This is a genomic window from Micromonospora sp. NPDC049497 (genome assembly GCF_044465805.1).
Taxonomy (GTDB): Bacteria; Actinomycetota; Actinomycetes; order Mycobacteriales; family Micromonosporaceae; genus Micromonospora.
The window spans coordinates 39,892-61,225 of record NZ_JBITMC010000024.1 but is presented as its reverse complement, the minus strand read 5'-3'; the positions used below and the strand labels follow the sequence as shown (position 1 = coordinate 61,225).

Annotated in this window: 20 protein-coding genes; 6 read left to right on the top strand and 14 right to left on the bottom strand. The window is 71.5% G+C overall.

Annotation, left to right across the window (positions count from 1 at the left end; genetic code table 11):
• Window positions 1–47 precede the first annotated feature (47 nt).
• Both ACIBR0_RS25625 and ACIBR0_RS25620 read right to left on the bottom strand, forming a co-directional pair.
• Window positions 48–1,754 carry a bifunctional metallophosphatase/5'-nucleotidase gene (locus ACIBR0_RS25625; protein ID WP_396719787.1) on the bottom strand — a complete coding sequence of 569 codons (1,707 nt, stop codon included), beginning with the start codon at window positions 1,752–1,754 and terminating at the stop codon, window positions 48–50.
• 277 nt (window positions 1,755–2,031) lie between these two features.
• Window positions 2,032–2,811: a phosphodiesterase gene (locus ACIBR0_RS25620; protein ID WP_396719785.1), complete on the bottom strand. Its 780-nt coding sequence runs from the start codon at window positions 2,809–2,811 to the stop codon at window positions 2,032–2,034.
• A gap of 227 nt (window positions 2,812–3,038) precedes the next feature.
• Between ACIBR0_RS25620 and ACIBR0_RS25615 the strand changes: the two genes are divergently transcribed.
• The gene (locus ACIBR0_RS25615; protein ID WP_396719783.1) at window positions 3,039–4,460 is read left to right on the top strand and encodes a diguanylate cyclase; all 1,422 of its coding nucleotides are present in this window, start codon (window positions 3,039–3,041) and stop codon (window positions 4,458–4,460) included.
• A gap of 203 nt (window positions 4,461–4,663) precedes the next feature.
• On the opposite strand, the gene ACIBR0_RS25610 is transcribed toward ACIBR0_RS25615, so the two are convergent.
• Window positions 4,664–5,725: an aspartate-semialdehyde dehydrogenase gene (locus ACIBR0_RS25610; RefSeq protein ID WP_396719781.1), complete on the bottom strand. Its 1,062-nt coding sequence runs from the start codon at window positions 5,723–5,725 to the stop codon at window positions 4,664–4,666.
• 5 nt (window positions 5,726–5,730) lie between these two features.
• On the bottom strand, window positions 5,731–6,996 hold the full coding sequence (locus ACIBR0_RS25605) for an aspartate kinase (RefSeq protein ID WP_396719779.1): 1,266 nt from the start codon (window positions 6,994–6,996) through the stop codon (window positions 5,731–5,733).
• Between the two features lie 219 nt (window positions 6,997–7,215).
• Here ACIBR0_RS25605 and ACIBR0_RS25600 point away from each other — a divergent pair, with 219 nt between their 5' ends.
• The 3 genes from ACIBR0_RS25600 (at window position 7,216) to leuA (ending at window position 10,735) form a co-directional block, all read left to right on the top strand.
• Window positions 7,216–8,097 carry a hypothetical protein gene (locus ACIBR0_RS25600; protein WP_396719777.1) on the top strand — a complete coding sequence of 294 codons (882 nt, stop codon included), beginning with the start codon at window positions 7,216–7,218 and terminating at the stop codon, window positions 8,095–8,097.
• An 83-nt stretch (window positions 8,098–8,180) separates the two neighbouring features.
• The gene (locus ACIBR0_RS25595) at window positions 8,181–8,720 is read left to right on the top strand and encodes a nitroreductase family protein (RefSeq protein WP_396719775.1); all 540 of its coding nucleotides are present in this window, start codon (window positions 8,181–8,183) and stop codon (window positions 8,718–8,720) included.
• A gap of 257 nt (window positions 8,721–8,977) precedes the next feature.
• Complete coding sequence (leuA, locus tag ACIBR0_RS25590) at window positions 8,978–10,735, top strand: 2-isopropylmalate synthase (RefSeq protein ID WP_396719773.1); 1,758 nt, start codon at window positions 8,978–8,980, stop codon at window positions 10,733–10,735.
• Between the two features lie 62 nt (window positions 10,736–10,797).
• Here the strand turns inward: leuA and ACIBR0_RS25585 are convergent, their stop codons facing one another.
• Window positions 10,798–11,001, bottom strand: a complete 204-nt coding sequence (locus tag ACIBR0_RS25585; protein ID WP_396719771.1) for a DUF1737 domain-containing protein — start codon at window positions 10,999–11,001, stop codon at window positions 10,798–10,800.
• Window positions 11,002–11,111: 110 nt separating this feature from the next.
• Complete coding sequence (locus ACIBR0_RS25580) at window positions 11,112–12,572, bottom strand: MFS transporter (protein ID WP_396719769.1); 1,461 nt, start codon at window positions 12,570–12,572, stop codon at window positions 11,112–11,114.
• 108 nt (window positions 12,573–12,680) lie between these two features.
• Between ACIBR0_RS25580 and ACIBR0_RS25575 the strand changes: the two genes are divergently transcribed.
• Both ACIBR0_RS25575 and ACIBR0_RS25570 read left to right on the top strand, forming a co-directional pair.
• Window positions 12,681–13,337 carry an HNH endonuclease family protein gene (locus ACIBR0_RS25575; protein WP_396719767.1) on the top strand — a complete coding sequence of 219 codons (657 nt, stop codon included), beginning with the start codon at window positions 12,681–12,683 and terminating at the stop codon, window positions 13,335–13,337.
• Complete coding sequence (locus tag ACIBR0_RS25570; RefSeq protein ID WP_396719765.1) at window positions 13,319–13,762, top strand: hypothetical protein; 444 nt, start codon at window positions 13,319–13,321, stop codon at window positions 13,760–13,762. Before ACIBR0_RS25575 ends, ACIBR0_RS25570 begins: the two co-directional genes overlap by 19 nt.
• A 93-nt stretch (window positions 13,763–13,855) precedes the next feature.
• Here ACIBR0_RS25570 and ACIBR0_RS25565 read toward each other — a convergent pair whose 3' ends face one another.
• From ACIBR0_RS25565 to ACIBR0_RS25530, 8 genes are all read right to left on the bottom strand, one after another.
• Window positions 13,856–14,986, bottom strand: coding sequence for an ABC transporter ATP-binding protein (locus ACIBR0_RS25565; RefSeq protein ID WP_396719763.1), 1,131 nt, complete (start codon window positions 14,984–14,986; stop codon window positions 13,856–13,858).
• Window positions 14,983–16,098, bottom strand: a complete 1,116-nt coding sequence (locus ACIBR0_RS25560) for an ABC transporter ATP-binding protein (RefSeq protein WP_396719761.1) — start codon at window positions 16,096–16,098, stop codon at window positions 14,983–14,985. Before ACIBR0_RS25560 ends, ACIBR0_RS25565 begins: the two co-directional genes overlap by 4 nt.
• Before the next feature lie 8 nt (window positions 16,099–16,106).
• Window positions 16,107–17,063: an ABC transporter permease gene (locus ACIBR0_RS25555; protein WP_396719759.1), complete on the bottom strand. Its 957-nt coding sequence runs from the start codon at window positions 17,061–17,063 to the stop codon at window positions 16,107–16,109.
• Window positions 17,060–18,064, bottom strand: coding sequence for an ABC transporter permease (locus tag ACIBR0_RS25550; RefSeq protein ID WP_396719757.1), 1,005 nt, complete (start codon window positions 18,062–18,064; stop codon window positions 17,060–17,062). The genes ACIBR0_RS25555 and ACIBR0_RS25550 overlap by 4 nt, the downstream gene beginning before the upstream one ends.
• A 77-nt stretch (window positions 18,065–18,141) precedes the next feature.
• On the bottom strand, window positions 18,142–19,806 hold the full coding sequence (locus ACIBR0_RS25545) for an ABC transporter substrate-binding protein (RefSeq protein WP_396719755.1): 1,665 nt from the start codon (window positions 19,804–19,806) through the stop codon (window positions 18,142–18,144).
• A gap of 265 nt (window positions 19,807–20,071) precedes the next feature.
• The gene (recR, locus tag ACIBR0_RS25540; RefSeq protein WP_396719753.1) at window positions 20,072–20,665 is read right to left on the bottom strand and encodes a recombination mediator RecR; all 594 of its coding nucleotides are present in this window, start codon (window positions 20,663–20,665) and stop codon (window positions 20,072–20,074) included.
• A gap of 8 nt (window positions 20,666–20,673) precedes the next feature.
• Complete coding sequence (locus ACIBR0_RS25535; RefSeq protein ID WP_357035122.1) at window positions 20,674–20,982, bottom strand: YbaB/EbfC family nucleoid-associated protein; 309 nt, start codon at window positions 20,980–20,982, stop codon at window positions 20,674–20,676.
• Window positions 20,983–21,049: 67 nt separating this feature from the next.
• Window positions 21,050–21,235: a hypothetical protein gene (locus ACIBR0_RS25530; protein ID WP_396719751.1), complete on the bottom strand. Its 186-nt coding sequence runs from the start codon at window positions 21,233–21,235 to the stop codon at window positions 21,050–21,052.
• Window positions 21,236–21,334: the final 99 nt, after the last annotated feature.

Genomic DNA, 21,334 nt, shown 5'->3' with positions numbered 1-21,334 from the left:
GGGCCCCGGAGCGTGACGCTCCGGGGCCCGTCCGTCGACGGTGCCGATCAGGCCACGGGGACCTCGGCGGTGGTGCGGATGCGGTCCAGCGCCGGGGCGGAGACCGGGGAGTTCGCGCCCAGGTACGCCACGAACGCGTCCAGGTCGATCAGGCCGGTGACCGCGTTGGTGCCGCCGCGCAGGACGGTGAAGCCGTCGCCGCCGCCGGCCAGGAAGTTGTTCACCGTGACCCGGTAGGTGGCGTCGGCGGTGACCGCGGTCCCGCCGAGGGTCAGGCTGCCCCGGACCACGCGGGTGCCGGCGCACGGGTCGGCCGCGGTGGCGGTCGTGCCGTTGACGTCCACGGTGTACCGGACGCTGGACGACGGGTACAGGGTGCGGCCGGTGACGAACTGCTGCTCCAGCATGCAGTACAGCTGCGCGCCGGTGAGGTCGAGCGTCACCAGGTTGTTGGCGAACGGCTGGACCGTGAACGCCTCCTCGTAGGTGACCGGGCCGGCGTCGAGGTCGGCGCGGACACCACCGGGGTTCATGAAGGCGGCCACGGCGTTCTGCTCGTCGTCGGTGGCCGCGAGCTGCGCGTCCGCGATCACGTTACCCAGCGGCGACTCGCCCGCCTGGGTGCCGAACAGGTTCTCCTGAGCACGGACGAGCGCCTCGGCGGTCGTGCCGACCTGGCGGCCGGCGACCGGGCCGAGGACCTCCTTGTAGCGGGTGATCAGCGCGGTCTGCGCCGGGTCCTTGGCGACGTCCCGGGTGACCACCACGTTCTCGGCGGTGGCGGTGAGCACGTCACCGGTCCGCCCGTCGATCTTCAGGTCGATGTCGGTGATCAGGCGGCCGAAGGAGCTGGCGCTGGTGACCAGCTTGTTGTTGACCTCGCAGTTGTACGCCTGGTGGGTGTGCCCGCTCACGACGACGTCGATCGACGGGTCCATCCGGTTGACGACGTCCACGACCGGGCCGGTGAAGTCGACGCAGTCGTTGATGCCGCCGGCGCCGGCCTGGGTGCCGCCCTCGTGCAGCAGCACGACGATGGTCTCCACGCCCTTGGCCCGCAGCTCGGCCGCGTACCGGTTGGCGGTGACCGCCTCGTCGGCGAAGGTCAGCCCGGCGACGCCCTCCTGGCTGACGATCTGCGGCGTGCCCTCCAGGGTCATGCCGATGAAGCCGACCTTGACGCCGTCGACCTTGTGGATGGCGTACGGGGCGAGCAGCGGCTCACCGGTCACCGTCCTGAAGGCGTTGGCGGAGAGGTACTGGAAGCCGGCGCCCTCGTACGGGGTGCCGTCGCCGCAGCCGTCGACCGGGTGGCAGCCGCCGTTCTGGATGCGCAGCAGCTCGTCGGCGCCTTCGTCGAACTCGTGGTTGCCGACGCTGGCGTAGTCGAGCCCGGCCAGGGTGAGCGCCTCGATGGTCGGCTCGTCGTGGAACGCCGCGGACAGCAGCGGGGACGCGCCGATCAGGTCGCCGGCGGCGACGGTGACGGTGTTCTTCTTCTGGCTCGCCTCGGCCAGCGCGGCCAGGTGGGTGGCGAGGTACTCGGCGCCACCGGCCGGCTGGCCGGCGATGGTGCCGCTCGACCCGGTCGGCGGCTCGAGGTTGCCGTGGAAGTCGTTGAGGGCCAGCAGCGTGACGTCGACCGGCTTCGGGTCGGCGTCCGCCTTGTCGGGGGTGGTCGCGACCGCACCGAAGGCGGCCACGGCGAGCGCGGTCAGGCCGATGGCGGCCCGACGCATCCCGGGGTTGGACATGGATCTCCTCGTGGGAAAACCGGCGCGGGTGGCCGGGCGATGTTCGCGCCGGGCCGGGCCGCGCCGTCGACAGGGTCGGTACGGGGTGGCGACGGTGGGGGACCGTCGCCCGCGTCGGTGACAGCCTCTCATCGCAGGCCGCCGCCCGTCGACCTGAGCAGACCATCAGACCTGCGGATATGTACGGTGGCGGCCATGCGTCGGCCGAATGAGCCGGACATGACTGATTCGTGCCGCCGGTTGCCGACGATCGGTCCTCGGCGGACCGGACGCACGGTCAGTAGCCGCAGGTCATCCCGGTCGCGTGGCTGACCTGCACCAGGTGGGTCACACAGCTCCCGCCGTCGATCAGGTGCAGCAGCAGCGCGGTCGGCTCGGCCACCCAGCCGATCCGCTCGTCCTCGGTCATGGTCAGCGAGGCCTGCTTCCAGGTGCTCGGCGCGACGGTCAGCACGGTCCCGCCGAAGGCCGTCGTCACCGGCCGGTGCAGGTGGCCGGCGGCGACGCGTACGACATGGGGGTGCCGGCCGATCACCGCGGCGAACGCGTCGGCGTCGGCGAGCCGGACGGCGTCGGCGGCCGGGATGCCGACCGCGACCGGCGGATGGTGCACGAACACGACGGCGGGCACGTCGGGACGGCCGGCCAGCACCCCGTCGAGCCAGGCCAGCTGCTCCTCGTCGAGCCGCCCGCCGTCGGCCCCGGGCACCAGCGAGTCGAGCACCACGACGGTCGCCCCGGGGTGGTCGACGTGGTAGTACGCCGAGAAGCCGCCGCCCAGCCAGGGTGTCCCGCCGAAGGCGTCCAGCAGTGACTCCCGGTCGTCGTGGTTGCCGGCCACCAGGTGCACCGGGAGCGGGAACCGGCCGATGATCTCCCGCAGCGCCGCGTACTCGTCGGGGCGCCCCTGGTCGACCAGGTCGCCGGTGACGACGACGCAGTCCGGGCGGGGTTCGAGCGCGAGGACCCGGCCGAGGGCACGGTGCAGCCCGGCGGCCGGTTCGGCCCCGAGCACTCCGGTGGTCACGTGCGGGTCACTGAGCTGGGCGATGAGCATCGCGCCTCCACGGGCCTGGGACCTCCACGCTATCGCCGCCGACCGCGCTCCGGGTGCCCCTGGCACGGCAGCCGACAACCCACAGGCCCTGTCCACACCCTGTGGATGAAACATGTGTACGAAGGAAGCGGCCGATCTTGGTCGGCGGCCGATCGCGTCCGCGCTGGTTACCCTTGATCGGCGACCCGGTGCCGGCCGGGTGGCCCCCGACCTGGAACGACGTGCCTGTGGATCATCAGCGAGTCATCCGTGACGTCACGGTCCGCCTGACGATGGCGTCGACCGCCGTCGAGGCGTGCCAGTACGCCGTCACCGCGCTCGCGCGGCACGCCCCGGCCACCATCTCCGTGCTGCTCCAGGTCCACGACCGGCTCCGCTGCGTCGCGGCGACCGGTTCCTGGCAGGTCTTCTCCACCGTGCCGCCGAAGGCCGGAATCGTCGGCCGGGTGTACTCCTCGGGGCTCCCGGCGGTCGTCCCCGACGTCTCGGACGACCCCGACTACCTGCCGGTCCGCCCCGACGTCAGGGCCGAGGTGTGCGTACCGGTCCTGGATCCGGCGGGCCGGCCGATCGGCGTACTGGACCTCCAGTGGTGCGAGCCGGTCGAGCTGGACGCCTGGCGGGACGTCGCCGAGCGGCTGGCCGCCCGCCTGGGCGCCCGGATCGTCGCCCTCGGTGGCCCGCCCGCCGAGAGCCGCAGCGAGAAGCTGCTCCGGCACGCCGCCGCGCTGACCTCCGCCCCGACGGAGTGGGACCTGATGACCGCGGCCATCGCCGCCGCCCGGGACGTGTCGACGCTCTCCGCGGCGGTGCTCGTCCTGGCCGGTCGGGACGCGCCACGGCTCGGCGGGCCCACCGCGACCCCCGGCGAGCTGGAGTCCCGGATCCGGGCCGAGCTGACCGAGGCCGGCCCGACCGTGCTGGGCCGGATGATCAGCCGAGCCCACCGCCACGGCGCCGGCTACACCCTCGGCGAGGCCGGGCACCCGCCCACCGCCGACTACGCGGCGCTGGCCCGTGCCGGCGTACGCACGCTGGTCGCGGTGCCCGTCGGCCCGCCCGACGGCGGCGGGGTGCTGCTGGTCGCCGACGAGCGGCTGCTGCGCCCGGACCCGACGACGGTCAACCTGATGGAACTGCTCGCCGGCCAGGCGTGGGCCGCCCTGGACCTGCTGCGCACCGTGGCCCGGCTGCGCGAGCAGGCCAGCTCCGACCCGCTGACCGGGCTACGGCACACCGGCCCGTTCGGCCAGCGCATCGCGGCGGCCACCCCCGGACGTACGGCCCTGCTCGCCATCGACGTGGACGGCTTCAAGACCGTCAACGACACGTACGGCCACCAGGCCGGCGACCGGGTGCTGGTCGGCCTGGCCCGGGCCCTGGAGGGGGCGCTGCGGCACGGCGACGAGCTGTACCGGATCGGCGGCGACGAGTTCGTGGCGGTGATCGAGGTGAGCCGCCCCGAGGAGGCGGTCCGCATCGCCGAGCGGCTGGCCGAGGCCGCCCGCCGTACCGGCCGCACCATCAGCGTGGGCGTGGCCCTCCCTCGCCCCGGCGAGTCCCCGGAGCTGACCCTCCGGCGAGCCGACCAGGCCCTCTACACGGTGAAGCGCCAAGGCCGCGACGGCGTCCGCCTAGCCGCCGCCTGAGCGGGAAACGCTGGAGGCTCAGCAGCCGTCCGGATCGGCCCCGCGCGCCTGACGTGGGCCGGCGCTCTCTGATCCACGCCTCGACCGCCGAGCGGTGCACCCGTGGACCGGCCCCTTCTCTGGCGCAGTTTCGGGGAAAGAGTGGCCATTTTTCGGCGAATGGCCACCCTTTCCCCGAAACTGCTGCCCGGGAGGGCGGAGGGTCAGGGGTGGGTTAGTTCGCGGGCCAGGAGTTCGGCGATCTGGGCCGTGTTGAGGGCGGCGCCCTTGCGCAGGTTGTCGCCGGTGACGAAGAAGTCCAGCGCGCGCGGGTCGTCCAGGGCGCGGCGGATGCGGCCGACCCAGGAGGGGTCGGTGCCCACGGCGTCGATCGGCATGGGGAACTCCCCGGCCACCGGGTCGTCGACCAGGATCACGCCGGGGGCGTTGCGCAGCACCTCGCGGGCGCCCTCGGCATCGACCTCGGTGGCGAAGACGGCGTGCACGGCGATCGAGTGGCCGGTCACCACGGGTACGCGGACGCAGGTGGCGGAGACCTTCAGGTCGGGCAGGCCGAGGATCTTGCGCGACTCGTTGCGCATCTTCATCTCCTCGGACGACCAACCGCCGTCGGCGACCGAGCCGGCCCAGGGCACCACGTTGAGCGCCAGCGGGGCCGGGAAGGGGCCCAACTCGTCGCCGACCGCCTGGCGTACGTCGCCCGGACGGGAGCCGAGCGCCCGGTCTCCGGAGATCTTGGCGAGCTGGGTGTGCAGGGCGTCCACGCCGGCCTGACCCGCGCCGGACACCGCCTGGTACGACGAGAGCACCAGCTCGCGGAGGCCGTACTCGCGGTGCAGCGGCGCGACCGCGACGATCATCGCGAGGGTGGTGCAGTTGGCGTTGGCGATGATCCCCTTGGGCCGGTTGCGTACCTGCTCGGGGTTGATCTCCGGCACCACGAGCGGGACGTCGCGGTCCATCCGGAAGGCGCCGGAGTTGTCCACCGCGACCGCCCCGCGGCGGACCGCGACCGGCGCCCAGCGCGCGGAGACCTCGTCCGGCACGTCGAACATCGCGACGTCGACGCCGTCGAACGCCGCCTCGGTCAACTCCCGGACGGTCAACTCCTCGCCCCGGCAGCGCACCTTGCGGCCCGCCGACCGGGCGGAGGCGAGCAGCCGGATCTCGCCCCAGACGTTCTTGCGGGCGGTAAGCAGCTCGCACATCACGGTGCCGACGGCACCGGTCGCTCCGACCACGGCCAGGGTGGGCAGCGACGTCACGATGGCTACCGCCCCGTCCCCGCGTACACGACCGCCTCGGTGTCGCCACCGAGGTCGAAGGCGTCGTGGATGGCGCGCACCGCCGCGTCCAGGTCGGTGTCGCGGCAGACCACCGAGACCCGGATCTCCGAGGTGGAGATCATCTCGATGTTGACGCCCGCCGCACCGAGGGCGGCGAAGAAGCCGGCCGCGACACCGGGGTGCGAGCGCATGCCGGCGCCGATCAGCGACACCTTGCCGACGTGGTCGTCGTAGAGCAGGCCCTTGAACTTGACCGTCTCCTGGATCTTGCTCAGGGCGGCCATGGCGGTCGGACCGTCGGTCTTGGGCAGGGTGAAGGAGATGTCCGTACGACCGGTGCCCTCGGTGGACACGTTCTGCACGATCATGTCGATGTTGATCTCGGCACCGGCCACGGTGTCGAAGATCTTCGCCGCGGCGCCCGGCTCGTCGGGCACGCCGACGATCGTGATCTTGGCTTCGCTGCGGTCGTGGGCGACCCCGGTGATCAGTGCCTGTTCCACGGGAAGGTCCTCCATCGATCCGGTGACCATGGTGCCGGTGTTGGTCGAGTATGACGAACGGACGTGGATCGGCAACCCCGCGCGCCGCGCGTACTCGACGCTGCGCAGGTGCAGCACCTTCGCGCCGCAGGCGGCCAGCTCCAGCATCTCCTCGTAGGTGATGTGCTTGATGTGCCGTGCGTTGGGCACGATCCGGGGATCGGCGCTGAAGATGCCGTCCACGTCGGTGTAGATCTCGCACACGTCCGCGGCGAGCGCGGCGGCGAGGGCCACGGCGGTGGTGTCCGAGCCGCCCCGGCCGAGGGTGGTCACGTCCTTGGTGTCCTGGGAGACGCCCTGGAAGCCGGCGACGATGACCACCGCGCCCTCGTCGAGCGCGCCCTTGAGCCGGCCCGGGGTGACGTCGATGATCCGCGCCCGGCCGTGCACCGACGTGGTGATCACGCCGGCCTGCGAGCCGGTGAACGAGCGGGCCTCGTACCCCAGGTTGTGGATCGCCATGGCCAGCAGGGCCATGGAGATCCGCTCCCCGGCGGTGAGCAGCATGTCCAGCTCGCGGCCCGGCGGCAGCGGGCTCACCTGGTTGGCCAGGTCGAGCAGCTCGTCGGTGGTGTCGCCCATCGCGGAGACCACCACCACGACGTCGTCGCCGGCCTTGCGCGCGGCGACGATGCGCTCCGCCACCCGCTTGATCCGCTCGGCGTTGGCGACGGAGGACCCGCCGTACTTCTGCACCACGAGCGCCACGACGGTGCACTCCCTCCCGGTGACCCTGAGCGTGCCGACGCCGCCGGATGAGGGCCGGCGGCGCGTGTCAGACGCGTTCAGGGTATCGGGCGGGCCGATCCGGCGGGTCGGGTGATCCCACGATCCGGCCCCGGGGACGGCCGGGGTGGCGCGGGACACGCCGGAGAGGTCGCGCCGCGCCGCCCCCCACCACGGCACGCGGGTGGCGACAATGTGCGGATGCACGCCCACCTCCGCCCGGCCGGCTCCGCGCCCGCCCCGGCCGCCCCGGCACGGTCGGCCCTCCCGCCGCGCCCGGCCGTCCTGCCGCAGTCGACCGCTCCGGCCGCGACCGCGTCGACGGTCCGGGGGGTGGTCCTCACCCTGGCCCTGCCCCTGATCCTCGTGGCCTGCGGGCCGGACCAGCCGGAGACGGCGCCGGCGACCCCGACACCGGGTACGGCGGAGGCGCCCGCCGGGATGGACGCCGCGCGGGACGAACTGGCCGGCCTCGCGGCAGCGGCGCAGGACCGGCACCTGATCGCCACCTACATCCTGAGCGGTCCGGACGCGCCGGACCGGACGGTCGTGGTGACCAGCGCGAACGACGGCAGCTGGCGGGTCGACGTGCCGGGTGGGGCACTCGGGGGCACGACGGACGTGTCGTTCGCCGCCACCGCCGAGGGTCTGTTCCAGTGCACCCTGCCGTCGGCGACCAGGCCGGAGCCGCCGGCCTGCGTCCGCCTCGGTGACTCCGACGACGCCGTGCCGCGCCGACTGGACCCCCGGGTGCAGCACCCGTTCACCGACTGGCTGGACGTGCTCACCGACCGGCGGTCCCCGCTCGCGGTGTCGCCCGCGCAGCCGCCCCCGGGTGCGGCCGGCACCTGCTACTCGGTGGAGACCACCTCCGCGTCGATCACCGCGCCCCTGGACCCGGGAATCTACTGCTACGACCCGGACGGCACGCCGACCGCGGTGCGCACCGCTTTCGGCACGCTGCTCCTGGCCGGTACGCCCGCCCCGGCTCCGGCGAGCGTCCAGCTCGCCGGCCCGGTCGTGGAGGCCGAGCCACTGGACCTGGCGTCACCGGAGCCGTCGGTCAGCCCGGAAACGTCCTGAGACCGTTTCCGTTACGGGTGCTCTTGCCCACATTCGACCCACCCTGCCGGAAGGATCAATCGCCCATACGGGACGCTCCTCTCATGGCTGACCTCACTCCGCTGCTCGCCTTCCGTTGGAGCCCCCGGTCCTTCGACCCCGCCGCGGAGCTGACCCCGGGCGAGGCGTACGTCCTCCTGGAGGCCGCCCGCTGGGCACCGTCGGCGGGGAACGCGCAGCCGTGGCGGTTCGCCCTCGGGCACCGGGACGACGAGACCTGGAAGCGGATCGTGGTCAACCTCCCGCTCCGTGACCAGCGCTGGGCGGGCCGCGCCTCCGCGCTGGTGCTCGCCGCCCACCTCGCGCCGGACGCCGACCCGACCGGCTGCGCCGCGTACGACCTGGGCCAGGCCGTGGCGCACCTGACCGTGCAGGCCACCGCGCTCGGACTGCACGTACGCCAGCTCCGGGACCTCGACCACGACGGCCTCGCGGCCGACCTGGACCTGCCCGCCGACGTGCTGCCGGCGGTGGTGGTGGCCGTCGGCCAGCTCGGTGACCCGCTCAGCCTCCCCGCCGATCTCCTGCCTGGTGAGACCGGCCTGCGACGGCGCCGGCCCGTCCGGGACCTGCTGCTCGCCTGACCGGCTGCGAAGTCCGTCTCAACCTACGGACCTGCCTTCCCACATCCCGCCCCACCACGTAGGGTGACTCTGTCATGTGGCAGGCGTATCTCCTTCTTGGTTGCCGCGACGAGGCCTGACGGCCGGCACCTCGTCGCGGAGTCGAACCGCGCCGCCCAGCACCGTCCCGGACCTTTTCGCTCGGCACCGACGCCGACCTCCGGCACCGACGCCGACCTTCGACGCTGACGTCACATGACCCTCGGGAGCACTCCGCCATGGCTCACCCAGCCGGCACCACCGACGCCGACACCGATCCGATCGCCCGGCAGCGCCCCAGCCGGATGCCGTACCGGCGCTACCTGCCGTACCACCAGCAGTTCCGCATCGACCTGCCGGACCGCGTCTGGCCGACCCGCCGGATCGAGGCGGCGCCCCGCTGGTGTGCGGTCGATCTCCGCGACGGCAACCAGGCGCTCATCGACCCCATGTCGCCCGAGCGCAAGCGGCGGATGTTCCAGCTGCTGGTGCAGATGGGCTACAAGGAGATCGAGGTCGGCTTCCCCTCGGCCAGCCAGACGGACTTCGACTTCGTCCGGCAACTGATCGAGCAGGACCTGATCCCGGAGGACGTCACCATCCAGGTGCTGACCCAGTGCCGGGAGCACCTGATCGAGCGGACGTTCCAGTCGCTGCGCGGGGCCCACCGGGCGATCGTGCACTTCTACAACTCCACCTCGACGCTCCAGCGCCGGGTGGTGTTCGGGCTGGACCGGGACGGCATCACCGACATCGCGACCCAGGGCGCGCGCCTCTGCCGGAAGTACGCGGAGATCCACACCCCGGACACCGACATCTACTACGAGTACTCCCCCGAGTCGTACACGGGCACCGAGCTGGAGTACGCGGTGGAGGTCTGCGCGAAGGTCATCGAGGTCGTCGACCCCACCCCGGACCGCAGGCTGATCGTCAACCTGCCGGCCACCGTCGAGATGGCCATGCCGAACGTGTACGCCGACTCGATCGAGTGGATGCACCGGCACCTGCCCCGACGGGACAGCCTCGTGCTGAGCCTGCACCCGCACAACGACCGGGGCACCGGGGTGGCCGCCGCCGAGCTGGGCCTGCTGGCCGGCGCCGATCGGATCGAGGGCTGCCTGTTCGGCAACGGCGAGCGCACCGGCAACGTGGACCTGGTGACGCTGGGCCTGAACCTGTTCTCCCAGGGCGTCGACCCGATGATCGACTTTGCGAACATCGACGAGGTCAAGCGCGCCGTCGAGTACTGCAACCAGCTGCCCGTGCACGAGCGCCACCCGTACGCGGGCGACCTCGTCTACACCGCCTTCTCCGGCTCCCACCAGGACGCGATCAAGAAGGGCTTCGACGCCCTGCACGCCGACGCGGCGGCGGCCGGGGTGCCGGTCGACGAGTTCACCTGGGCGGTTCCGTACCTGCCGATCGACCCGAAGGACCTGGGCCGCACCTACGAGGCGGTCATCCGGGTCAACTCGCAGTCCGGCAAGGGCGGCGTCGCGTACATCATGAAGACCGAGCACCAGCTCGACCTGCCGCGCCGCCTCCAGATCGAGTTCTCCGGCGTCGTGCAGCAGGTCACCGACCACGCCGGCGGCGAGGTCGACCCGGGCACCATGTGGGAGATCTTCGCCTCGAACTACCTCGTCGACCACCAGATCGACCCGGCCGTCGTGCTGGCCGACTACACGATCGGCACGGTCGAGGGCAAGGTCGAGATCGACGCGCGGGTCGGTCGCGGCACCGAGCCGACGTCCCTGACCGCGGTCGGCAACGGCCCCATCGACGCGTACGTCAACGCGCTGCAGTCGATCGGCGTCGGCGTACGGGTGCTCGACTACCACGAGCACGCGATGTCCTCCGGCGGCGACGCACAGGCCGCGGCGTACGTGGAGTGCGAGGTCGACGGCCGTACGGTGTGGGGCGTCGGCGTGGACGCCAACATCGTCACCGCCTCCGTCAAGGCGGTCACCAGCGCCGTCAACCGCGCCCACGCCTGAGGTGCAAGGAAGGGCCCCTTATTAACGCCTGGCGTATAGGAAGGGGCCCTTCTTAACGCCCATCAGGCCGGTACGACCCGGGACGGATCGCCGTCGTCGAACACGACCGCCTGGGCGACGACGACGCGTTCCCCGTCGAAGGTCATCGCCGGTGAGCCGTACAACCGGTAGCCGTCGGCCAGCGCCTCGCTGATCCGGCGGCAGAAGTCGGCGTCGTCGGTCCCGGTGAGCAGGCGGTACCGGAGTCGGCCAGAAAGATCACTCATCCCTCGACGGTAGACCGGGCGTCCGCCTCCAGACTCGGGCCCGCAGGTCGCCGGGCGCGGAGCAAGGCCGGGACCGGTGTTAACAGGGGGCCCTTCCTCTACCGCAGGCGTTAAGAAGGTGCCCTTCCTTCCACCGCCTCCCGGGGTGGGCGGTGGATGAGCACGGCCGCCATCACCGCCCCAGCGACCAGCAGCCCGGCGCACCACAGCATCGCTCCCCGGTACGCGTCGGTCAGGTCGGCCTCCTGCTCGTACCCGGTGCCGGAGAGTCCGACCAGCAGCGGCAGCGCGGCCACCGCGAGCAGGCCGCCCGCCCGGGACGCCGCGTTGTTGAACCCGCTCGCCACCCCGGCGAACCGGTCCTCCACGGCGGCCAGCACCGAGGCGGTCAGCGGCGCCACCACCAGGGTCAGCCCGGCGCCGAAGAGCAGCACCCCCGGCAGAACGTCCCGCCAGTACGACGCCCCCGGGTCGACCTCGCGCAGCAGGACCAGCCCGAGGGCGGCGACCACCGGTCCGACGGTCAGCGGGAGCCGGGGCCCGATGCGTGCCGAGAGGGCACCGGCCCGGGCGGACCCGACCAGCAGCAACACCGTCATCGGCAGCAGCGAGATCCCGGTGAGGAACGCCGACCAGCCGACCACGTTCTGGAGGTAGACGGCGAGGAAGAAGGTGAAGCCACCGAGGGCCGCGTACACGGCCACGGTGAAGATGTTCAGTACCGAGAAGAGCCGGCTGCCGAACAGCCCGGTGGGCAGCATCGCGCTGTCCCCCCGGCGCCGCTCGACCAGCACGAAGACCACCGCGCCGACCACCCCGACCAGGGCCGCGACCAGCACCGGGGCCGAGTCGAAGCCGCGCGCGGGGGCGTCGATCAGGGCGTACGTGACGCCGGCCAGGGCCACCGCGCCGAGCAGCGCCCCCGCCACGTCGAACCGGCGGCGCCGGCGACCCGGCCCCTCGGTACGCGACGCCTCCACGTCCCGACTCTCCGGCACCCAGCGCAGGGCGGCGAGGACCACGAGCACGGCCAGCGGCACGTTGAGGAAGAAGATCCACCGCCAGGAGAGCGCGTCGATGAGCAGCCCGCCGATGAAGGGGCCGAGCGCGGTGGACACGCCGGACAGGCCGCTCCAGGCACCGATCGCCCTGGCCCGGTCGTCGGGGTGGAAGCTGGCCTGGAGCACCGACAGCGAACCGGGAGTGAGCAGCGCACCTCCCGCGCCCTGGAGGAAGCGGGCCGCGATGAGCTGGGTGGTGTCCTGGGCCAGGCCGCAGAGCAGGGAGGCGAGTGTGAACCAGACCACCCCCAGCAGGAAGATCCGCCGGCGGCCGAACCGGTCGCCGAGCGCCCCACCGAGCAGGACGAAGGCGGCCAGCATCAGCAGGTAGCCGTTGACGGTCCACTGCAGACCGGCCACGGTCGCCCCGAGGTCGCGCCCGAGCCGGGGCAGGGCCACGTTCACCACGGTACTGTCGAGGAAGACCATCCCGGAGGCGAGGACCGCCGCCAGCAGGGTTCCCCGTCCGGAGGCGGTGCCCATGCGCAGAGCGGGCGCGGGTGGAGCCATGTTCACCAATCTGCCCTGCGCCATATGACAGACGCCACGAAACGCCGAAACCGTGTCCGGGTACTGTGCGGGATCGCCGGGAGCCCGCAAGCTGGAAAGGTGTCGTCTGTGCGTACCAGATCAGGACCGCGTGCCGCGGTGACCGCGGCGCTCGCCGCGGCGCTCGCCCTCGGCGCGGGCGGCTGCGTCCCGGTCGAGGAGCCCGAGCCGACGCCGACGGGCGGCGGCAACGCCGTGCAGATGCTGGAGCAGCTCGCCGTCGCCAAGGCGGGTTCGATGCGCGGCTACAGCCGCGAGAAGTTCCCGCACTGGCGGGACACGGGTAAGAACTGCGACGTCCGCGACACCGTCCTCAAGCGCGACGGCGAGGACATCGAACTGTCCGGCTGCAACGTGGTCGCCGGCCGCTGGGAGAGCGTGTACGACGGGCGTGCCTTCACCGATCCGTCCGACGTGGACATCGACCACATGGTTCCGCTGGCCAACGCGTGGCGTTCGGGTGCCGACGAGTGGGACGACGCGAAGCGGGGCGATTTCGCCAACGACCTGGACCAGCCGCAGCTCATCGCGGTTTCCGCGAGCTCCAACCGGGCAAAGGGTGACCAGGACCCGTCCCAGTGGAAACCGGCGAACCGGTCGTACTGGTGCCAGTACGCCGAGAACTGGGTCACGGTCAAGCACCACTGGCGGCTCACGGTGACGACAGCCGAGAAGGCCGCCCTGACCGAGATGTTGGAGGGCTGCACATGGGCGAGCAAGCCGTGACCGGAGCCGGGGCGACGCCCGCCCCGGAGCAGACGCCGGACGCCGGCGGCGACGACGCGGCCGCCGCGACCGGGAGCCCGCCGGCCGGGCCGAGCACCGCCGGGATGACCGCCGACGGGGCGGCCGGGGCCGCCGTGCCGGGTGCCGGCATGAGCGCGGACGCCGCGGCCGGCGGGGCACAGAGCCGTACGGCCGACGTCGTGGCCGGGCCGGGCGGGGTGATGACCGACGAGGTCGGCGTGGTGACCGGCGAGCTGACCGTACGCACCGAGTACGCGGCCGGCCAGGTCACGCTGAAGGTGCAGTACAAGGACGCCGAGGAGTGGTATGCGGTGACCGGCGGGAGGGCCGCCCTGGCCGACCCGGCTGCCCTGGACGCGGTGCACACCATCGCCGTCGCCCTCGTCAACCGCCCCGAGGGCTGAGTCCCACACCATCGGACAGGGCCCCTTCCCGACGCCGCGAGGCGTTAAGAAGGGGCCCTTCCTCTACCGGAGGCGTTAAGCGGGGGCCCTTCCTTACACGTACGAGCCGGGTTCGGTGGGCGCGGAGACGGTGTGCGGCTCCTCGCCCTCGCCGGCGGGTCGGGTGAGCTGGACCTCGACCTTGTGCGGGCGCAGCTCGCCGCTGGCGATCCGCTCCGCCCAGTGGCAGGCGACCCGGCTGCCGCCGATCTCCCGCAGCACCGGCCGCTCGTCGGCGCAGCGGGTCGGCTGCGCCCACGGGCAGCGGGTGTGGAAGCGGCAGCCCGACGGCGGGTTGGCCGGGGAGGGCAGGTCGCCGGCGAGCAGGATCCGCTCCCGGCGGTCCTCCACGTCCGGATCCGGCACCGGCACCGCCGACATCAGCGCCCGGGTGTACGGGTGTAGCGGCTCGGTGTAGAGCCGGTCGGCCGGCGCCTCCTCGACCAGCGCGCCCAGGTACATCACGCCGACCGTGTCGGAGATGTGCCGGACCACGGCCAGGTCGTGGGCGATCACCAGGTAGGTCAGGCCGAGGGTGTCCTGGAGTTCGTCCAGCAGGTTGACCACCTGGGCCTGGATCGACACGTCGAGCGCGGAGACCGGCTCGTCGGCGACGATCAGCTCCGGCCCGAGCACCAGGGCGCGGGCGATGCCGATGCGCTGCCGCTGACCGCCGGAGAACTCGTGCGGGTAGCGGGACAGCGCCCAGCGCGGCAGCCCGACCTTGTCCAGGGTCTCGCCGATGATCCGCCGCCGGTCGTCGCGGTCGGCGCCGATGCCGTGGGTCTGGAGGCCCTCGGTGAGGATCGACTCGACGTTCTGCCGGGGGTCCAGGCTCGACATCGGGTCCTGGAAGATCATCTGCATGCGGCGGCGCATCTCCCGGAGCTTCCCCGCCCGCAGCGTGGTCAGCTCGACGCCGTCGAAGCTCACCTCACCGCTCGTCGGCGGGGTGAGCTGGAGCAGCGCCCGTCCGAGCGTGGACTTGCCGCACCCGGACTCGCCGACCAGGCCGTAGGTCTTCCCGCGCGGGATGCGCAGGTCGACGCCGTCGACCGCCTTCACGTGGCCGACCGTCCGGTCGAAGATCACGCCGCGGCGGATCGGGAAGTGCACCTTCAGGTCGCGGACCTCGACCAGGATGTCGTCGCGCTCGACGGTCGGCTCGACAGTCTGCTCGCTCACGCTGATTCCTCCTCGCGCGGCGCGGGGCCCAGGCCCGGCACCGTGGGCGGGTCGTCCGGGACGGCCTGGGCCGGCACCGAACCGGGCTGCGCGTCCGTCGGCACCACGGCCCGGACGTCGTCGGCCGGCGTCAGCCCGGGAACCGGTGCCGGGTTGACGCAGCGGTAGCTGCGACCGTCGTGGGTGAGCACCAGGGCCGGCGGTTCACCTACGCACGCGTCGACCCGCCGCGAGCAGCGGGGGGCGAACGCGCAGCCGTCGGGCCAGGGCAGGACGTCGCGGACCGAGCCCGGGATGGGGGTGAGCCGTTGGCCGCGCCCCGCGTCCAGGCGGGGCACCGACCCGAGCAACCCCACGGTGTACGGGTGCCGCGGCTCGCGGAACAGCGGACGACGGCGGGCCGTCTCCACCACCCGGCCGGCGTACAGCACGTTGACGGTGTCGCACATGCCGGCGACCACACCCAGGTCATGCGTGATCATCAGCAGCGCGGTGCCGGAGTCCCGGACCAGATCCTTGAGCAGTTCCAGGATCTGCGCCTGGATGGTGACGTCCAGCGCGGTGGTCGGCTCGTCGGCGATCAGCAGCCGAGGCTGGCAGGCCACCGCCATGGCGATCAGGGCGCGCTGCCGCATGCCACCGGAGAGCTGGTGCGGGTACTCCTTGAGCCGCCGCTTCGGGTCGGGGATGCCGACCCGGTCCAGCAACGCGGCCGCCTCCTTCTCCGCCACCGCGCCCTTCATGCCCCGGTGCCGGGTGAGCACCTCGGTCACCTGAAGCCCGATCGGGATGACCGGGTTCAGCGAGGACAGCGGGTCCTGGAAGATCATCGCGATGTCCCGGCCCCGGATGTCACGGCGGGACCGGTCGTCCAACTGGAGCAGGTCGGTGCCGTCGAAGACGGCCTTGCCGCCGACCCGCAGGCCCGGCTGCTTGGGTAGCAGGCCCATGATGGCCAGCGAGGTGACGCTCTTGCCACAGCCGGACTCGCCGACCAGACCGACGACCTCACCGGCGTCGACGGAGAAGGAGACCCCGTCGACGGCGTGCACGGTGCGCTGGCCGCGCCGGGCGAACGTGACGGAGAGGTCGTCCACTTCGAGCAGTGCCATGAGGGGACCTACTTCCGCAGCTTCGGGTCGAGTGCCTCACGCATCGCCTCACCGAGCAGGGTGAAGCCGAGCGCGGTGATGATGATGGCCACCGCCGGCAGGATCGCCAGCCGGGGCGCGGAGTCGAGGTACTGCTGCGCGTCGGCGAGCATGACGCCCCACTCGGGGATGGAGGCGTCGTTGTTGCCGAGTCCCAGGAAGGACAGCGCCGCCGCCTCGATGATCGCGGTGGCCAGGGTGAGCGTGGCCTGAACGATGACCGGGGCGAGCGAGTTCGGCACCACATGGGAAAGGGCGATCTTCGGCTTCTTCACGCCCAGCGAGGTGGCGGCCAGGACGTAGTCGCTGTTCGACTGGGAGATCATCGAGCCGCGCAGCAGCCGCGCGAAGACCGGCACCGACACCACGCCGACGGCGATCATGACCGTGGTCAGACCGGAGCCGAGGATGGCCGCGATGCTGATCGCCAGCAGCAGGCTCGGCATGGCCAGCAGCATGTCGATGAAGCGCATCAGGACGTTGTCGACCGCCCGTCCCCAGCGACCACCCAGGCCCGCGGCCGCGCCGGCGACGCCACCGAGCAGCGACCCGACGGCGAGACCGATCAGAGTGGCGACGATGCCGACCAGCAGGGTCTGCCGGGCACCGACGATCATGCGGCTGAACTCGTCCCGACCGAGTTGGTCGGTGCCGAACCAGTTCTCGGCCCGCGGCCCCGGGAATTCGCCGAGACGGACCTCGCCCTTCCAGAGCTGGGCGTCGGGAGCGTGGGGCACGAGGAACGGCCCGATCAGGGCCACCAGGACGAAGATCACCAGGATGGCCGCACCGACGATCGCGGCCGGGTTGCGGCGCAACCGGCGGAACGCCTCCTGCCAGAGGCTGACGCCGCGCTCGTCGTCCCGCGCGGCCAACTCGGCCAGCCGGTCGATCTTTTCCTTCTTCTTGCCGCCGGTGATCGTCATCGGACCCTCACCCTCGGGTCGATCAGGCTGTAGGAGAGGTCGACCAGAAGGTTCACCAGCACGTACACCACCGCGATGATCAGGATGAAGCCCATCAGGACCGGGTAGTCGCGTTGGCCGATGGCCTCGGCGACGAACGCCCCGATGCCGCTGAAGGCGAAGACGGTCTCGGTCAGCACCGCGCCGGAGAGCAGGCCGCCGGTGAGTAGACCGATGGACGTGACCACCGGCAGCAGCGAGTTGCGCAGCACGTGACGACCGCGGACGGTCCGCTCGGTCAGGCCCTTGGCCTCGGCGGTCCGGACGAAGTCCTCGTTCAGCACCTCCAGGACGCTGGCCCGGGTGATCCGCACGATGATCGCCAGCGGGATGCTGGCCAGCGTGATACCCGGCAGCACCAGGTGCCACAGGGTGTCGGCGGCGGCGTCCCACTCGCGGGTCATCAGCCCGTCGAGGACGAAGAAGTTGGTGACCCGCGTCGCCTCGAGCGTCGGGTCCTGCCGACCACTGGACGGGAACCAGCCGAGGTTCTCGGCGAAGATCGCCTTGAACACGAAGGCGAGGAAGAACACCGGGATGCAGATGCCCATCAGCGAGCCGCCCACCGACAGGTGGTCGAGCAGCCGGCCGCGCCGCCGGGCGGCCAGGTAGCCCAGCGGGATGCCGATCCCGACCGCGATCACCATCGCCGTGATCGACAGCTCCACCGTGCCGGGGAAGCGCTCAAGGAACTCGGTGACGACCGGCCGCTTGGTCGAGGTGGAGGTGCCGAGGTCGAACCGGATCAGGCGACGGACGAAGCGGCCGTACTGCACCAGGATCGGCTCGTCCAGGCCCATGCTGCGGCGGATCGCGGCCCGCATCTCGGGCGTACCGCGCTCGCCGAGGATGGCGGTCTCGGGACCGCCGGGTAGCCGGCGGAGCCAGATGAAGAGCAGGAGGGAGAGCCCGAACAGCGTCGGTATCAGCTGGAGCAGGCGTCTGACGATGAACCGGAACACGGTGACCTCGAAGGGGGTACGGAGGCCGAGGGCGGGCGCTGTGCAATACAGCGCCCGCCCACGGTCTTTGCGTCAGGTCAGGACTTGAACTCGGCGCTGGCGTACCGCTCGTCGGTGAGCGGGCTCGCCTTGATGCCGGTCACGTCCTTGCCGAACACGATCGCCGGCGGCGAGTGCGACACCGGCACACCCGGCAGGAAGTCCATGATGGCCTTGTTCAGGGCCTTGTACTTCTCCATCCGGGCCGCCGCGTCGGCGGTGGTGTCGGCATCCTTGAACTGGGCGAAGAGCTGGGGGTTGTTGTAACCCCACTCGTCCTTGCGACGGTCGAAGAAGGTGCCGATGAAGTTGTACGCGTCGCCGTAGTCACCGGTCCAGCCGAGGAAGTGCAGGTCGTGCTTGTTGCCGGAGGTGGTGGCGTTGAGGTAGTCCGGGCTCCACTTGAGCGGGATCGGCTGGACGTTGATGCCGGCCGCCTTGAGGTCCGCCGACAGCAGCTCGAAGAGGTCCTTCGGGTTCGGCATGTACGGCCGGGTGACCTCGGTCGGGTAGTGGAACCGCAGCGTCAGGTTCGACGCGCCGGCCTCGGCCAGCAGCTTCTTGGCCTTCTCGACGTCGTACTCGTACTTGGTGACGTCGCCGTTCCACCCCTCGACGGTGTCCGGCATGAAGTTGACCGCGACCTTGGCGCCCGGGGGCAGCTTCGAGTCGACCAGGGCCTGCCGGTTCAGCGCGTGCGCGATCGCCTGGCGGACCTTCAGGTCCTTCAGCTTCGGGTTCCCGTCCTGGTTGATCGCCAGGTAGAGGATGTTGAACGCCGGACGGGTGAGGACGTTGAAGCCCTCGTTCTTCAGCGGCTCGACGTCGGCCGGGCCGACCAGGTCGTACCCCTGGATGTCGCCGGAGCGCAGCGCCTGCTTGCGCGCGTTCTCGTCGGAGATGGTCTTGAAGATCAGGGTCTTCAGCTTGGCCTTGTCGCCGGCGTAGTCCTCGTTGCGCTCCAGGGTGAGCGTCTTGTTGGCGACGTCCCAGGCCTTGAACTTGAACGGACCGGTGCCGGTCGGGTGCGCCGTGGCGTAGGCCGGGTACTTGATGTCCTCGGCGGTGCCGCCGACGTTGCTGGCGTCGTACTGCTCCAGCGCCTTCGGGCTGTGGATGGAGAACGACGGCAGCATCAGGGCCGACGGGATCTTGCTGGAGACCCGGGTGAAGGCCAGGTCGACGGTGGTCGCGTCCTTGGCGGTGCAGGACTTGAAGAGGCTCTCCGGCAGGTCCGGGGACTCGTTCTTGGCGAAGCCACCCATGATGTCCTGCCAGTACGCGGTCACGTCCGGGCTCTGCATGAGGCCCTTGGCGTTGTACCAGCGGTTGAAGTTGGCGCAGACGGCCTCGGCGTTGAAGTCGGTGCCGTCGTGGAACTTCACGCCCGAGCGGAGCTTGAAGGTCCAGGTGGTGCCGGCCGCGTCGGGCGTCCAGGACTCGGCCAGGCCGGGGGTGACCTTGGTGCCACCCTCCTCCGGGCGGACCAGGGTCTCGAAGACCTGACGCGCCACACGCAGCGACTCACCGTCGCTGGCGAAGCTCGGGTCGAGCACCTTCGGGTCTCCGGCTACGCCGAAGACGAGGGTCTCCTTCTTGCTACCGCCGGATGAATCATCGCGGTTGCTCTCGGCGCAGCCTGCTACCGCGAGGGCCGCGACCGCAACGGCCGCGATAGCGGCCTTCGGCCTGGTTGCACGCATGGTGCTTCACCTCGTCCTTGGGGGTACGGACAACGTGGTGACAGGGGTCACCGATGGCGGTGACCATAGCTCCCGCGCCGACACTGCGGAAACCGCCGGATGGACGGTTGGTATCGGATCGTGTCTTTGAGCAGCCCTCACCGAAGAATCGAAGGTAAACGGGGCCGACCGCCGAACGATCCGGATACGCGATGCCAAACTGTTACGTCGAGCGAGGCCGTTCGGCCACCGGGTGTCAGAAGATCCGTCCCAGCTCAGCGGGCGGTCAGACCGCCCGGCGGCCCTCGAACGCCCGGCCCAGCGTGATCTCGTCGGCGTACTCCAGGTCGCCGCCGACCGGCAGGCCACTGGCCAGCCGGGTCACCGCGATCCCCATCGGCTTGACCATCAGCGCCAGGTACGTGGCGGTCGCCTCGCCCTCGGTGTTCGGGTCGGTGGCCAGGATCAGCTCCCGGACCGTGCCGGTGCTCAGCCGGGTCATCAGCTCGCGGATGCGCAGGTTGTCCGGCCCGATGCCCTCCAGCGGATTGATCGCGCCACCGAGCACGTGGTAGCGACCGCGGAACTCACCGGTCCGCTCGATCGCCACCACGTCCTTGGGCTCCTCGACCACACACAGCACCTCGTCGGTGCGGCGCGGGTCACGGCAGATCCGGCACTGGTCGGACTCGGCCACGTTGTAGCAGCTGGTGCAGAACCTGACCAGCTCCTTGACCTTGCGCAGCGCACCGGCCAACCGGTTGACGTCGGCCGGGTCCGCGGACAACACGTGGAAGGCGATCCGCTGGGCGCTCTTCGGGCCCACGCCCGGCAGCCGGCCCAGCTCGTCGATCAGGTCCTGGATGGCGCCCTCGTACATCTGGTGGCTCAGAAACCGGGCAGGCCGAGGCCGCCCATGCCACCGGAGACCGGGCCCATCTTCTGCTCGGTCAGCTCCCGCGCCGCCTCGGAGGCGTTGTGCACGGCGGCGACGACCAGGTCCTCCAGCGTCTCCACGTCCTCTGGGTCGACGGCCTTCGGGTCGATCCGGATGGACTTCAGCTCACCGGTGCCGGCGACCGTCGCGGTCACCAGGCCACCGCCGGCGGTGCCGGTCAACTCCGCCTCGGCCAGCTCGGCCTGCGCCTTGGCGATCTGCTGCTGCATCTTCTGCGCCTGCTTCAGCATCTGCTGCATGTTCGGCTGTCCACCTGGGCGCACGGATGGCTCCTTCTCGCACTCGTCTACTGGGCCACCGCCCAGCCTAATCGCCCGTTGTGACCAGCCTCGCCCGGCGCGGCGCTTCCCCGGCCGGCGGATCCCGGCGCACGATGACGGTATCCGCTTTCGTCCCGGTACCGCAGGTTGCGCTCAGGTTGGGCAGCAACGGCTCGATGTGTTGCCACAGCCCGTCCGGCACGATCCACGGCGGCTGCTCACCACGCCTCACGGCCGAAAACTGTAGATCATTCTCTACAGGGACGAAAGACCCATAGACCATTTTGTTTGGGCCTCTAAGCAGACTGATCCGCCCGGGTCGATTCCGTCA

Bases quoted from the DNA above. Each gene is read 5' to 3' on its own strand.
- ACIBR0_RS25625 (WP_396719787.1), bottom strand. From the start codon at position 1,754: ATGTCCAACCCCGGGATGCGTCGGGCCGCCATCGGCCTGACCGCGCTC.
- ACIBR0_RS25620 (WP_396719785.1), bottom strand. From the start codon at position 2,811: ATGCTCATCGCCCAGCTCAGTGACCCGCACGTGACCACCGGAGTGCTC.
- ACIBR0_RS25600 (WP_396719777.1), top strand. From the start codon at position 7,216: ATGCACGCCCACCTCCGCCCGGCCGGCTCCGCGCCCGCCCCGGCCGCC.
- ACIBR0_RS25595 (WP_396719775.1), top strand. From the start codon at position 8,181: ATGGCTGACCTCACTCCGCTGCTCGCCTTCCGTTGGAGCCCCCGGTCC.
- leuA (WP_396719773.1), top strand. From the start codon at position 8,978: ATGGCTCACCCAGCCGGCACCACCGACGCCGACACCGATCCGATCGCC.
- ACIBR0_RS25585 (WP_396719771.1), bottom strand. From the start codon at position 11,001: ATGAGTGATCTTTCTGGCCGACTCCGGTACCGCCTGCTCACCGGGACC.
- ACIBR0_RS25580 (WP_396719769.1), bottom strand. From the start codon at position 12,572: ATGGCTCCACCCGCGCCCGCTCTGCGCATGGGCACCGCCTCCGGACGG.
- ACIBR0_RS25570 (WP_396719765.1), top strand. From the start codon at position 13,319: ATGGGCGAGCAAGCCGTGACCGGAGCCGGGGCGACGCCCGCCCCGGAG.
- ACIBR0_RS25560 (WP_396719761.1), bottom strand. From the start codon at position 16,098: ATGGCACTGCTCGAAGTGGACGACCTCTCCGTCACGTTCGCCCGGCGC.
- ACIBR0_RS25555 (WP_396719759.1), bottom strand. From the start codon at position 17,063: ATGACGATCACCGGCGGCAAGAAGAAGGAAAAGATCGACCGGCTGGCC.
- ACIBR0_RS25545 (WP_396719755.1), bottom strand. From the start codon at position 19,806: ATGCGTGCAACCAGGCCGAAGGCCGCTATCGCGGCCGTTGCGGTCGCG.
- recR (WP_396719753.1), bottom strand. From the start codon at position 20,665: ATGTACGAGGGCGCCATCCAGGACCTGATCGACGAGCTGGGCCGGCTG.
- ACIBR0_RS25535 (WP_357035122.1), bottom strand. From the start codon at position 20,982: ATGCAGCAGATGCTGAAGCAGGCGCAGAAGATGCAGCAGCAGATCGCC.